Here is a 13,000-nt window from a genome sequence, read left to right as displayed (position 1 = left end):
CTCCGGCTCGGCTGGAAAGGCATGTCAGGCATCGCCCAGATAGGATTTGATGGTTTCGATGAAACGCGGCACGGAGATCGGCTTCGAGATGTAAGCCTCGCAGCCACCCTGGCGGATGCGCTCCTCATCGCCTTTCATCGCGAAGGCAGTCACCGCGATGACCGGGATGACGTGCAGGTCGTCGTCTTCCTTCAGCCATTTGGTCACCTCCAGACCCGACACTTCGGGCAACTGGATGTCCATCAGGATGAGATCCGGCCGATGCTTGCGGGCAAGGTCGAGCGCCTCCAGACCATTGCGAGTACGCACCGTCTCGTAGCCGCTTGCTTCGATGAGGTCCCGAAAGAGCTTCATATTGAGCTCATTGTCCTCGACGATCATGACCTTCTTCGGCATCGACATCCCGTCCCGGTCGCCCTCCGCTCGAAGGCAGCCGTCATGCGTTCTTCCTTGAGCGCACCAAACCCTGCTTCACTATACGGCAATTTGATTGACGAAACGGAAACCTATGGCTGCAAAGCAGCGCGATTTCCACCCGTCTTCCCGCGCGTCGAAAAGGCGCGCCGCGTTCTAAAAGCTTGCCGCAAACAACTCTTGCCATTACTGCGAAAGAGACTCATTCCGCATACCGAAGGTAGTGATGGCAAACGCGGCGTCAATGCGCGAAGAGGCGGAAACGCTTGCCGTGAAGGCGCTGGGCTTCGTTGCCTCCGATCCGGAGCTGTTGCCGCGTTTTCTGGCGATCACCGGAATAGAGGCGCATTCAATCCGAAAGGCCGCCGGCGAGCCGGGATTCCTGGCTGGCGTCCTGCAGTTCATTCTCGCCCACGAGCCGACCCTGATGCGCTTTGCCGAGGAAACCGGCACGCCGCCGGCAGCCGTGGGCAAGGCGTTGCGCGCCTTGCCGCTCGGCGACGACAATCATGAGCGTTCCATATGAGCGATGATCCAGAGACCGCGCGCCAGATCGAGGAACTGGCGGCCGACGACCGGCCGCTGCTGGTGCTCGACGTCGACGACGTCGTGCTCGAATTCATCCGCCCCTTTCCGCATTTCCTCAAGGCGCGCGGCTATGGCCTGACACTGGCGTCCTTCCGGCTGACCGGCAATATCGCCGAAACGGCCAGCGGCCGCCTGATCGAACAGCCGGAAGTCACGGCACTTCTGGGCGATTTCCTCGATGCGCAAGCCGATTGGCAGAGCATCACCGACGGTGCCGTGGAAGCTTTGGCAAGACTTGGCGACAACGCCGAGATCGTCATGCTGACGGCCATGCCGCACAAGCATCGTGCCGTGCGCCGCGCCCATCTCGATGCCCTGGGGCTAAACTATCCGCTGCTGACCACTGAAATGGCCAAGGGACCAGCGGTGGCGAGGCTGCGCGGCAGCAGCCGCAGGCCGGTGGTCTTCGTCGACGATCAGCCGCACAATCTGGCGTCGGTGCGGGAATCGGTCGGCGACGCAAATCTCTTCCACCTGATGGCCGACAATTCGCTGCGTGCGTTCCTGCCGCCAGTCCCGGGCGATGTCATCGTCGTCCAGGACTGGCGCGAAGCCGGGCCGAAGATCGCGGGCGCGCTGGGGTTCTAAGGCAAATCGCCCAAAAGTGACTTTGGTTTCGGGATCGAGGGTTGAACCCTCAAGGGTTCAGTTTCGCCCCTGATCCGCCATTGTCGTTACCGCCATTATCGCTACCGCCACTATCGTCGCCGTTGCCATCGTCCGCGCCGTTACCGTCATCGACGCTATCGCCCACTGCGGGATCGGCAGGCTTCAGCACGACACCGTTGACAGCGACCGAGCCGTCAGCCTTGGTGTTGATAACCCACTCCAACTTGCCATCCGGCAGCGTTTTGGCAAAACCCTTCGCCATGAGAGCGACAGGCACGTACTGCCCGATCTCCGGCTGCGCCTTTGCCGCCTCCTGCAGATGCGCCATGATCTTGTCGAAGCCGGCGACATCGACAGTGAGACTCGCGTCGGGTTTCTGGCCGAAGCTTGTCATCTCGCCTTCCAGCGCGATCTCCATGTCTTTGTTCTTGACGGTGCTGTGATCGATAACGACCTTCGGCGTCTTGGCCAGGAAGTCGGCCTTGAGCTGGTCGCCGAATTCCGCCGACAACGGCGGTTTGTGATTGAGATCAAAGGCTTCGATAGCCTTCTTCGCCATGCTGTCGAGATCGATGTTCGCGCCGCCGAAATTCAGGTCGATATCGGTGGGCAGCAGCGCCACGCTCCAGCTTGGCAAAAGCTGCTGCGGCACGGTCAGCCCTGAAGCCTTGATGCCATAGCTGATCTTGCCGTTCTGGGAGACGCCGTCGGTACCGAAAGCGGCGCTGAGTTGGGTCGCCCCGAAAGTGCCGATCGGGCTGTCGACCGCGAAATCCTTGAAGCTATACGTGCCATCGATGCGCTCCCATACCGGAAGCGCGGCGAGCAGAAGCGACTTGAGTTGCGCCTGGTTTGCCTTCAGCGTCTTCTCGTCTTCATTGGCCACGGCAAATGCCAGGAGGTCGAGCAGCGGCTTGGTCTGCACGCCCTTGCCACTGGCTTCCACCGACAATTCCGGCGACTTTATCGTGACCGGAAAATTCAGCCCGCTCTCGGGATCATTGTATTTTATCGCTTCGACGAAGCTCGAAATCTTTTGCGACGTCGTGAAATCGACGCCGCCATTGGCCGCCTTGGTCGCGGACAGGGTCGCGGTGCCCGCGCCGGCGCTCATGTCGATCTGCTGCTTGGCGTCCTTCGATGCCATCGTCATGCTCGCGATCGAGCTGGCGCCGCTGGTAAAGGCGGCCAGTTTCGGATCGTAGACGCCGCTGCCCTTACCGTCCTTGATCGAAAACTGTGTGCTTTGCAGCCCCTCGGGCCCATTGAACTCGAAAGATGCGCTTTGCGAGAAATCCAAAGAGACATCCCAGGATCCGTCACTGCGCGGCTTGACCAGCAGGGCGTAGGGCGCAAAGTCGAATTTCACCAGCTTCTGGTCGGGAAATGTCCCGGCCAGAGCCTTGAAATCAAAAACGATCTTGTAGGCGTTACCTTCGACCGAAACCTTCAAGATGCCTTTGTCGAGCGCCTGTTTACCAACATAGCGGGACAGGTCATCGGACAATTGCTTCGCGCCTTGGCTGTCGACGGTCTGGCCGAAAGCGGGCGCGCTGAGCAGGAGCGCGGTAAGGGCAACTGGCAACATACGGGTCACGGCAACTCTCCGTTTGGTCGAAAGGCAAAAATCTGTTCGTACTTCTGGTAGGGAAATACAATCACAACTGCAAGACAGCGATATTCAGGCGCCCAACACCAGTCGCATCAATGGCCGGCCAGCTTTGCGCTCGACGAGCCTCTCGAACCCGGCCTTTTCGAACACGCGCGACGAGCCGACGAACAGCCCGATCGAGCGCGAATCGCGGGACAGGTCGATCGGGCAAGCCTCGACAAGGCGTGCCCCGCTTCTGCGGGCGAAATCGATGCCGCCCTCGACGAGGCGATGCGTAATGCCCCGTCCTCGCGCCTTGGCGCGAATGAAAAAGCAGGAGATCGCCCAAACGGCCGGATCGGAAGCATCGGCGGGATCGATCGGTGCCGAGCCCCTGCCCTTGTTGTTCCATTCGGGCACGTCGGCGCGCGGTCCGATCTGCATCCACCCAACCGCCTTACCATCCTCGAAGGCCAGCAGGCCGGGGGGCGGGCCGGCCTCGATGCGCGCCTTTATGTGGTCCTTGTTGCGTTCGCGGCTGCTCTCGCGCCGCGCCGCCGGCGCCAGCCGGAAATGCGTGCACCAGCAGCCGTAACAGGCGCCTTGCTTGCCGAAAAGGTCCTCGAATTCAGGCCAGAGCTCTGGCGTCAGCGGTACTATGATCGTGCTCATACGTTCTCCCCAGGCCAAGCTTGTCGCTGGCCCTGCACTGTCGTACCATTGCCTCTGTTCTCTTTATGTTCGCAGCGATGGCGGCCCCTGTCAACAATCCCGATTACGGTTTTTGCCGTGACTGCCTGACGTTTCAGCGCAGCGAAACGCGCCGCTGCGAGGGCTGCGGCAGCCCCCGTCTTGCCCGCCACCCGGAGCTCTATCGGCTGCATCTGGCCCATATCGACTGCGATGCCTTCTACGCGGCGATCGAAAAGCGGGACAACCCGGCGCTCAAGGATAAGCCGCTGATCATAGGCGGCGGCAAGCGCGGGGTGGTCTCCACCGCATGCTACATTGCCCGCATCCGGGGCGTGCGCTCCGCCATGCCGATGTTCAAGGCGCTCGAGGCCTGCCCCGAGGCCGTCGTGATCCCGCCCAACATGGAAAAATATGTGCGTGTCGGCCGCGAAGTGCGCGCCATGATGCAGGCGCTGACGCCATTGGTCGAGCCGCTGTCGATCGACGAGGCATTTCTCGACCTCGCCGGCACCGAGCGGTTGCACGGTCTGCCGCCGGCGGTGGTGCTGGCGCGCTTTGCGCAGGCCGTCGAGAAGGAGATCGGCATCACGGTTTCGGCCGGTCTCTCCTACTGCAAGTTCCTCGCCAAGATCGCGTCGGATTTCCGCAAGCCGCGCGGCTTCTCGGTCATCGGCGAGGCCGAGGCGGTTGGCTTCCTGGCGCCGCAGCCGGTGAGCATGATCTGGGGAGTCGGCAAGGCGTTCAACGCCACGCTGGAGCGCGACGGCATCCGCACCATTGGCCAGCTTCAAAGGATGGAGCGCGGCGACTTGATGCGCCGCTATGGTTCAATGGGTGACCGGCTCTACCGGCTTTCGCGCGGAGAGGACGTCCGCCGCGTCGACCCTGACCAGGACGCCAAGAGCGTATCGGCCGAAACCACCTTCGACACCGACATCGCATCGCTGGAAGAACTGGTCTCGGTGCTGAGGGGCCTTTCGGAAAAGGTCTCGGCGCGGCTGAAAAAGTCAGGCATCGCCGGCCGCACCGTGGTGCTGAAACTGAAGACCCAGGATTTCAAACTGCGCACCCGCAACCGCCAGCTCGGCGACCCGACAAGGCTCGCGGACCGCATCTTTTCGACCGGCGTGGACCTTTTGCGCAGGGAAGCGGACGGCACGAAATACCGGCTGCTCGGCATCGGCGTCAGCGACCTTTCCGACGACGACAAGGCCGACCCGCCTGACCTCGTCGACCTCCAGTCGCGCAAGCGCGCCATGGCTGAAGGCGCCATCGACGCGCTACGCGACAAGTTTGGCCGCAAGGCGGTGGAAACCGGGTATACATTCGGCAGGGGTCGCGATGCCCACCCGCCGGAGCCGTTCGAGGACTGACGCTGCATATGATGTATAGAGATTCAGGTCAGACACCACCTGAATATCCAACGCACCCGTCAGGTGCGCTTCAGATCGATGCGACTGGTCACCACGTTCTTGCCGGTTTTGGGATCGTGGTCGGTGACGGTCAACAGAATGCCGTCGGTGCCTTTTTTCTCCACGGTCAATTGCGAAACGCTGTTGCCATTGACCGGCTTGGCCCAGCGGATAGCGAGATTGATCGCATTGCCGGAGTGGCTGCCGTTGAGCTGCGCCGGACCAGTGCGCGATCCCACATAGACGCCACTGTATCTGGTGCCACTGGTTTTCAGATGCGCGCTGATGGCGCGGCTCATCAGGATAAGCCCGCGGCAGTTGCCGTCGAGCGACAACGAGGATGATGTCGAATCCGATTTGAATGTGCAAGAAACGCTGACGGTCGGTGCCTCTGTCGTCACCTGGACAGCCCCCTTGCCGGCGAAATTCCCCTTAAAGGACTGGAGAAATTTGCCTTCGTCCGCATATGCCGCATTGGTAGCGACCAGCAGGCACCAGCAAAGCACAAATCGCGCTGATGACATCATCGAAGCTCTCCTCCTCAGGTGTGGTCATCCATCAGGTGAACCCCACGTCTCAACGCCCCTTCCGGCATCAAGTTCCGTCTACGACGCGACCGTTTCGGACCGGCACCACCGCAACTGGACCAGAAGAATGGGGCGGCTAGCGATTGCTCCGTCAGCCATCGCCTGCGAGATAGCTGACATGGCACCCACCCCTTCGATCCCCAAGGCCGCGTTCTGGATGGCGCTGTCGATTGCCTCGTTCCTGGCGATGTCGGTCGCTGGCCGCGCCACGACAGCCGAGCTCAACGTCTTCCAGGTGCTGGAACTGCGTTCGGTGATCGGCTTTTTCATCCTGTTGCCGCTGGTGATGACGACAGGCGGATTTGCGGCAATGCGCACGCAGCGTCCCCTCGCCCATATCGCCCGCAATGTCGTCCACTACAGCGGTCAGGCGGCGTGGCTGTACGCGCTGACGCTGATCCCGCTGGCGGTGCTGATCTCGATCGAATTCACGACGCCGATCTGGACGGCAATCCTGGCCGTGACCTTCCTTGGCGAAAGGCTGAACCGCCCCAAGCTTGCGGCGGTCGTGCTGGGGCTGATCGGCGTGGTGATCATCGTCCGTCCCGGTGTCGACGCCATCGATCCGGGGCATCTGGTCGTGCTGGGAGCCGCGGTCTGTTTCGGCGTCTCGCTGGTTCTCGTCAAATCCCTGACGCGCACGGACAGTGTCGTGCGCATCATTTTCTGGATGCTGATCATCCAGTCGGTGCTCGGCTTCCTCCCGGCGCTTTACGTGTGGCGCACTCCACAGCTCGAACTCTGGCCATGGATCCTGCTGATCGCTTTCACCGGCATGTCGTCGCATTTCTGCATGGCCCGCGCGCTCACTTACGCCGACGCCACCGTCATTTCGCCCATGGATTTCCTGCGCGTCCCCTTGTCGGCACTGGTTGGCTGGCTGCTCTATAGCGAGCAGATCGACGCCTTCACCGCGGGCGGTGCGCTGCTCATCCTGATGGGAAACCTGCTCAATCTGCAGCGCAAACCGATACAGCCGGCTGAAGTGGCGGCATCGTAGGCCGATCAGCCTCCTGGCGCAGCCGCGCCAGTGCGGAACGGTCTCTCGATGGAACTTGTCCGCGGCCTTCTTACCGATCACTGTGATATAAGCGGCGGATGCCGCCCGATGGGTGGCCGCCTGGCAAAGGCGGCGATCACACCAGTTCCACTTCGACCACGCCCGGCACCGCGCGCATCGCCGAAGCGATCTGTGGCGAGACGCGGTAGCCGCCCTGCAAGGCTATCTCGACCTCGCCCTGCGCCTCTTCCTTGATCACGATAATGCTCACCTGGCTATCACCGCGCTGGGTAAGCTGGGATTGAATCATCGAGGCCGGTCCTTCGTTCCTGACGAAAATGCGCAGCGCCTTCTGGATGCGGCTTGCCTCGTCTTCCAGCGATTGCACGGAATTGATGCGCAAATTGACGCCCTCGGGCCTGTCCTCGGCGGCGACCTGGATGACGACGGAGCGGCCGGGCTCCAGGAAGTCGCGAAACTGGGCCAATCCTTCCGAAAACAGCACGGCCTCGTACTGCCCCGACGTGTCGGAGAACTGCACCACGCCCATTTTGTTGCCGGTGCGTGTCTTGCGCTCCTGCTTGGTCGTCACCGTGCCGGCAAGCCGGCCGGCGGTGGCGCCCCGCTTGACGGCGGCCGAGAACTCGCCCCAGGTCTGCACCCGCATCTTCTGCAGCGCCGCCTTGTACTCGTCGAGCGGATGAGCCGAGAGATAGAAGCCGACGACCTGGAATTCGCGGTGCAGCCGGTCGGCGGCAAGCCACGGATCCGTTGCCGGCAGGTTGAGCGCCTGCGACTGTGCGCCCAACGAAGCGCCGAAAATATCGGCCTGGCCGGAAACGGCGTTCTGCTGGGCAAGTGAAGCCAGCCCCATCATCCGTTCGACGCCAGCCATCATCTGGGCGCGGTCGTGGCCAAAGCAGTCGAGCGCACCGGCCATGATCAGGCTTTCGAAAACGCGCTTGCCGACGATCTTCGGGTCGACCCGTTCGCAGAAATCGGCAAGGTTCTTGAACGGCTTTTCACCTCGCACGGCAACGATATGTTCGACTGCCGCGTCGCCGACGCCCTTGAGCGCCGCCATCGAATAATAGATGCGGTTCTCGCCGACCTCGAAGGGACGGAAACTCGTCATCACCGACGGCGCCAGCACCTCGATGCCGAGGCGCAGCGCATCCTGGCGGAAGTCGGCCAGCTTATCGGTATTGCCCATGTCGAGCGTCATCGACGCCGCCAGGAACTCGACCGGATAATGCGCCTTGAGATAGGCCGTCTGATAGGAGACCACGGCATAGGCGGCGGCGTGCGACTTGTTGAAACCATAGTCGGCGAACTTGGCCAGCAGATCGAAAATGAAGTCGGCCTGCGGCTTGGCAACGCCGCGCTCGACAGCACCCGAGACGAAGCGCTCGCGCTGCTTGTCCATCTCGGCACGGATCTTCTTGCCCATGGCGCGGCGCAGAAGGTCGGCCTCGCCGAGCGAATAGCCCGACAGTTCCTGCGCGATCTGCATCACCTGTTCCTGATAGACGATGACGCCTTGTGTCTCCTTCACCAGATGGTCGATCTTGGGATGGATCGACGCCATCTCCTCCTCGCCATGCTTTCTGGCGTTGTAGGTCGGGATGTTCTCCATCGGGCCGGGGCGATAGAGCGCGACCAGCGCGATGATGTCCTCGATGCAGTCGGGCCGCATGCCGATCAGCGCCTTGCGCATGCCGGCACTTTCAACCTGGAAAACGCCGACGACCTCGCCCCGCGACAGCATGGCGTAGGTGTCGGGATCATCGAGCGGGATTGTCGCAAGATCGATGTCGATGCCGCGGCGGCGGATCAGTTTCACCGCCGTCTCCAGCACCGTCAGCGTTTTCAGGCCGAGGAAGTCGAACTTCACCAGCCCGGCCTGCTCGACATATTTCATGTTGAACTGGGTGACAGGCATGTCGGAGCGCGGATCACGGTACATCGGCACCAGTTCCGATAGCGGGCGGTCGCCGATGACGATGCCGGCGGCGTGCGTCGAGGCGTGGCGATAGAGCCCTTCCAGCTTCTGCGCCATGTCGAGCAGCGTCTGGACGATCGGCTCCTTCTCGGCCTCCTCGGCAAAGCGCGGCTCGTTGGCGATCGCATCGGCGAGCTTGACCGGATTGGCCGGGTTCTGCGGCACCATCTTGGACAGCTTGTCGACCTGGCCGTAGGGCATCTGCAACACGCGGCCGACGTCGCGCAGCACGGCCCGGGCCTGCAGCGTACCGAAGGTGATGATCTGGCCGACCTGGTCGCGGCCGTATTTCTGCTGGACATAGCGGATCACCTCTTCGCGGCGATCCTGGCAGAAGTCGATGTCGAAGTCGGGCATCGAGACGCGATCCGGATTGAGGAAGCGCTCGAACAGCAAGGAGAAACGCAGCGGATCAATGTCTGTGATGGTGGTGGAATAGGCAACCAGCGAGCCTGCGCCCGAACCACGGCCCGGACCGACCGGAATGCCCTGTGCCTTGGCCCATTTGATGAAGTCGGCAACGATCAGGAAGTAGCCGGGGAACTTCATCTTCTCGATGATGCCGAGCTCGAATTCGAGCCGCTCGCGATATTGCTCGACCGTGTAGCCCGGGGTCGGTCCATGCAGGGCAAGGCGCGCGTCGAGCCCCTCTCGCGCCTGCCGGGCGAGCTCGGCGGCCTCGGCCTTTTCGGCCGCGTCCTTGTCGGCACTGTCGCCGCCGGTGAAGCGCGGCAGGATCGGGCTGCGGTTTTTTGGGTAGTAGGAGCAGCGCAGCGCGATTTCGACCGTGTTGTCGATCGCTTCCGGCAGATCGGCGAACAATTGCGCCATATCCGCCTGGCTGCGCAGGAAATTGTCCGGCGACAGCCGGCGGCGGGTGTCGACGGCGACGACGGAGCCCTCGGCAATGGCAATCAGCGCGTCATGCGCCTCATAATCGTCGCGCGATGAGAAAAACGCCTCGTTGGTGGCGACAAGGGGAAGCTCGTGCGCATAGGCGAGATCGATCGTCGAATGTTCGATCATCCGGTCGTAGCCGGCAACCCGTTCCAGTTCGACATAGAGGCGGTCGCCGAACATCGCCTTGAGCGTCAAAAGCCGCGTCTCGGCAAGATCGCGGCGATCTTCCTTCAAGGCGCTGCCGATCGGGCCGCGTGGTCCGCCGCTGAGGCAGATCAGCCCATCAGCCTGCCCCTCCAGCATCCCGGTGGTCAGGTGCACGGCTTCGCCGGGTGGCGTTTCCAGGTAGACGCGGCTGACAAGCCTGACCAAATTGGAATAGCCAGCTTCGGTCGCCGCGATCAGGACGACCGGCCGCATCTCCGGGCCCTGTCGCCGTCGGTCGCGCTGGCCGTCGCTGTTTTCGCCGGAAAAGGCGAGCGCGATCTGGCAGCCGATGATCGGCTGGATGCCGTCCTTGACCGCCTTCTGCGCGAACTCCAGCGCGCCGAACAGATTGTTGGTGTCGGTGACGGCGATCGCCGGGGCTTCGTCTTTCAGCGCATGGCCGACGATCTTGCCAAGCTGAAGCGCGCCCTCGAGCAGCGAATAGGCCGAATGCACACGCAGATGGACGAACGGCCGCACGGGCGCCTTCGGCGGCATGGCCGCAATCGCGGCTTCACGCTTCAGGGGGTCGCGTGGAAGTCTTTCATCCGCCATGGTTTCTCGTGCTGCCCATAAGACTTGAGTCGATGCAAATGTATTGTCCGGGACCGGGCGATACCAGTCCAGCACAAACGACCGTCGGCCACAGCTTCAGCCGCCCTGCCCGGTTCGCCTCAGTCTCTCAGGCGAATTCCATGATCACCGCGTCGACAGCCAAGCTGTCGCCCGGCTTGGCGTTGAGTCTCGACACGACGAGGTCGCGTTCGGCGCGCAACACGTTTTCCATCTTCATCGCCTCGACAACGGCCAAGGTCTCGCCGGCCTTGACCTCCTGGCCCTCGGTAACGGCGATCGACACGACGAGGCCAGGCATCGGGCAGAGCAGCAGCTTCGACGTGTCCGGCGCCACCTTCTCCGGCATCAGTTTTTCCAGTTCCGCGGTGCGGGGCAGCATCGCCCGCGCGGCCACCGACATGCCTTTCCAGGCGATGCGAAGACCGTTTGCAACCGGCCGGATCTGGGCGATGACCTCGCGCGTGCCGACCGTGCCGCGCCAGATCAGGTCGCCCGGCCGCCAGTCGGACGACACGGTCAGCGCCTTGCCGCCGTCGACCGACAGATCGATTTCCATCGGAATGGAAATCATGCCCTCGAGGATGGACGCCGACAGATAATCTTCGCCGATCTTCACCACCCAGTCGCGCTTGAGCGCTCCCGAATGCGGTGCTAGGCGGCCACCCAATCGGTCCAGCCGGTCGCGGCGCAGCAGTTCCACGGCGGTGGCGATCGCGGCCAGGACGGCCTTTTCCTCGCTGTCCGGAACGATGGGGGCGAACCCATCGGGATATTCCTCGGCGATGAACCCGGTCGATATCGCCCCCTCCCGCCAGCGCGGATGCTGCATCAGTGCCGCCAGGAACGGAATGTTGTGCTCGATGCCGTCGACGACAAAGCTGTCGAGCGCTTCCGACATGGCATCGATCGCCTCGATGCGTGTCGGCGCCCAGGTGCACAGCTTGGCGAGCATCGGATCGTAGAACATCGAGATCTCCGAGCCCTCGGTGACGCCGGTGTCGTTGCGGATGACGACATCGCCGAACTGTCCTTCCTCCGGCGGCCGGTAGCGTGTCAGTCGGCCGATCGAGGGCAGGAAATTGCGATAGGGATCCTCGGCGTAGAGCCGGCTCTCCACCGCCCAGCCGTTCAGTTTGATATCGCTCTGCTTCAAAGCAAGCTTCTCGCCGGCGGCGACGCGGATCATCTGCTCGACCAGATCGATGCCAGCGACGAGCTCCGTCACCGGATGCTCGACCTGCAATCGTGTATTCATTTCGAGGAAATAGAAGTTCTTGTCCTTGTCGACGATGAACTCGACCGTGCCGGCGCTCTGATAGTCGACGGCCCTGGCCAGCGCCACCGACTGTTCGCCCATTGCCTTGCGCGTCTTGGCATCGAGGAATGGCGACGGCGCCTCCTCCGCCACCTTCTGGTTGCGGCGCTGGATCGAACATTCGCGTTCGCCGAGGTAGAGCGCGTTGCCATGCGCGTCGGCCAGAACCTGGATCTCGATATGACGCGGGTCGACGACGAACTTTTCGATGAAAACACGGTCGTCGCCGAACGAGCTCTTGGCCTCGGAGCGGGCCCGGTCGAACCCGTCGCGCACTTCCGACTGGTTCCAGGCGATGCGCATGCCCTTGCCGCCGCCGCCGGCCGAGGCCTTGATCATCACGGGATAGCCGATTTCGCCGGCGATCTTCTCCGCGTGGTCGGCATTCTCGATGACGCCGAGCCAGCCCGGCACCGTCGAAACCTTGGCGGCGTTGGCGAACTTCTTCGATTCGATCTTGTCGCCCATCGCCTTGATCGCCTTCGGCTTGGGACCGATGAAGACGATGCCTTCCTTCTCCAGCGCCTCGCAGAAGGCAGCCCTTTCGGACAGGAAGCCATAGCCCGGATGCACTGCCTGGGCGCCGGTCTGCTTGCAGGCGGCGATGATCTTTTCAGGGACGAGGTAGCTCTGCGCGGCGGGTGCCGGACCGATATGCACCGCCTCGTCGGCCATCTCGACGTGCACGGCATCGCGATCGGCATCGGAATAGACGGCGACCGTAGCAATGCCCATCTTGCGTGCCGTCTTGATGACGCGGCAGGCGATCTCGCCACGATTGGCGATCAGGATCTTGGTGAACATGCGGATATCCCTCGGTCGGCCGTTCCTTTTATGACCTGTGCTGGCGCGGTCAAGCCGGGTGGGTCAATCGCTGCCTTTCAATCGGTTAGGGAATAAAATTCCGCGTGCTGGCCCAAGTGTGCAACCAGCTAGCAGTTGATCGTCGAGGCAAAACCTGAAAGCGTGCGCAAAAATCGCCTTTGGAGGAATTGCCTGATGAAAACGCGCGCCGCTGTCGCCGTCGCCGCCGGAAAGCCGCTGGAGATCATGGAGGTCGACCTCGACGGTCCTCAGCCCGGCGAGGTGCTGGTCGAGATCAAGGC

Annotated in this window: 10 protein-coding genes; 4 read left to right on the top strand and 6 right to left on the bottom strand. The window is 62.5% G+C overall.

Annotated features, from left to right (window positions below; translation table 11 throughout):
• Positions 1–24 precede the first annotated feature (24 nt).
• Positions 25–402, bottom strand: a complete 378-nt coding sequence (locus tag FJ548_RS28285; protein ID WP_280113136.1) for a response regulator — start codon at positions 400–402, stop codon at positions 25–27.
• Between the two features lie 238 nt (positions 403–640).
• On the opposite strand from FJ548_RS28285, the gene FJ548_RS28280 reads away from it, so the two are divergent.
• A complete protein-coding gene (locus FJ548_RS28280; protein WP_140610111.1) occupies positions 641–940 on the top strand; it encodes a DUF3572 domain-containing protein in 300 nt (99 codons plus the stop codon).
• Positions 937–1,590 (top strand): hypothetical protein, encoded by a 654-nt coding sequence (locus tag FJ548_RS28275; protein WP_140779611.1) that lies wholly within the window; start codon positions 937–939, stop codon positions 1,588–1,590. Before FJ548_RS28280 ends, FJ548_RS28275 begins: the two co-directional genes overlap by 4 nt.
• Positions 1,591–1,639: 49 nt before the next feature.
• On the opposite strand, the gene FJ548_RS28270 is transcribed toward FJ548_RS28275, so the two are convergent.
• Both FJ548_RS28270 and FJ548_RS28265 read right to left on the bottom strand, forming a co-directional pair.
• On the bottom strand, positions 1,640–3,199 hold the full coding sequence (locus tag FJ548_RS28270) for a hypothetical protein (RefSeq protein WP_140779618.1): 1,560 nt from the start codon (positions 3,197–3,199) through the stop codon (positions 1,640–1,642).
• A gap of 93 nt (positions 3,200–3,292) precedes the next feature.
• Positions 3,293–3,874, bottom strand: a complete 582-nt coding sequence (locus FJ548_RS28265) for a GNAT family N-acetyltransferase (RefSeq protein WP_140779610.1) — start codon at positions 3,872–3,874, stop codon at positions 3,293–3,295.
• A gap of 65 nt (positions 3,875–3,939) precedes the next feature.
• Here FJ548_RS28265 and FJ548_RS28260 point away from each other — a divergent pair, with 65 nt between their 5' ends.
• On the top strand, positions 3,940–5,268 hold the full coding sequence (locus FJ548_RS28260) for a DNA polymerase IV (RefSeq protein WP_140779609.1): 1,329 nt from the start codon (positions 3,940–3,942) through the stop codon (positions 5,266–5,268).
• 59 nt (positions 5,269–5,327) lie between these two features.
• Here FJ548_RS28260 and FJ548_RS28255 read toward each other — a convergent pair whose 3' ends face one another.
• Positions 5,328–5,834, bottom strand: a complete 507-nt coding sequence (locus FJ548_RS28255; protein WP_140779608.1) for a hypothetical protein — start codon at positions 5,832–5,834, stop codon at positions 5,328–5,330.
• A gap of 178 nt (positions 5,835–6,012) precedes the next feature.
• Here FJ548_RS28255 and FJ548_RS28250 point away from each other — a divergent pair, with 178 nt between their 5' ends.
• Positions 6,013–6,894, top strand: coding sequence for a DMT family transporter (locus tag FJ548_RS28250; RefSeq protein WP_140767031.1), 882 nt, complete (start codon positions 6,013–6,015; stop codon positions 6,892–6,894).
• Between the two features lie 136 nt (positions 6,895–7,030).
• On the opposite strand, the gene dnaE is transcribed toward FJ548_RS28250, so the two are convergent.
• Positions 7,031–10,501 (bottom strand): DNA polymerase III subunit alpha, encoded by a 3,471-nt coding sequence (gene dnaE / locus FJ548_RS28245; RefSeq protein WP_181168936.1) that lies wholly within the window; start codon positions 10,499–10,501, stop codon positions 7,031–7,033.
• Between the two features lie 184 nt (positions 10,502–10,685).
• On the bottom strand, positions 10,686–12,698 hold the full coding sequence (locus tag FJ548_RS28240; RefSeq protein WP_140779606.1) for an acetyl/propionyl/methylcrotonyl-CoA carboxylase subunit alpha: 2,013 nt from the start codon (positions 12,696–12,698) through the stop codon (positions 10,686–10,688).
• Positions 12,699–13,000: the final 302 nt, after the last annotated feature.

The sequence above is a fragment of the Mesorhizobium sp. B2-4-17 genome (genome assembly GCF_006441275.1).
Taxonomy (GTDB): Bacteria; Pseudomonadota; Alphaproteobacteria; order Rhizobiales; family Rhizobiaceae; genus Mesorhizobium.
This window is presented reverse-complemented; position numbering and strand designations above follow the sequence as displayed.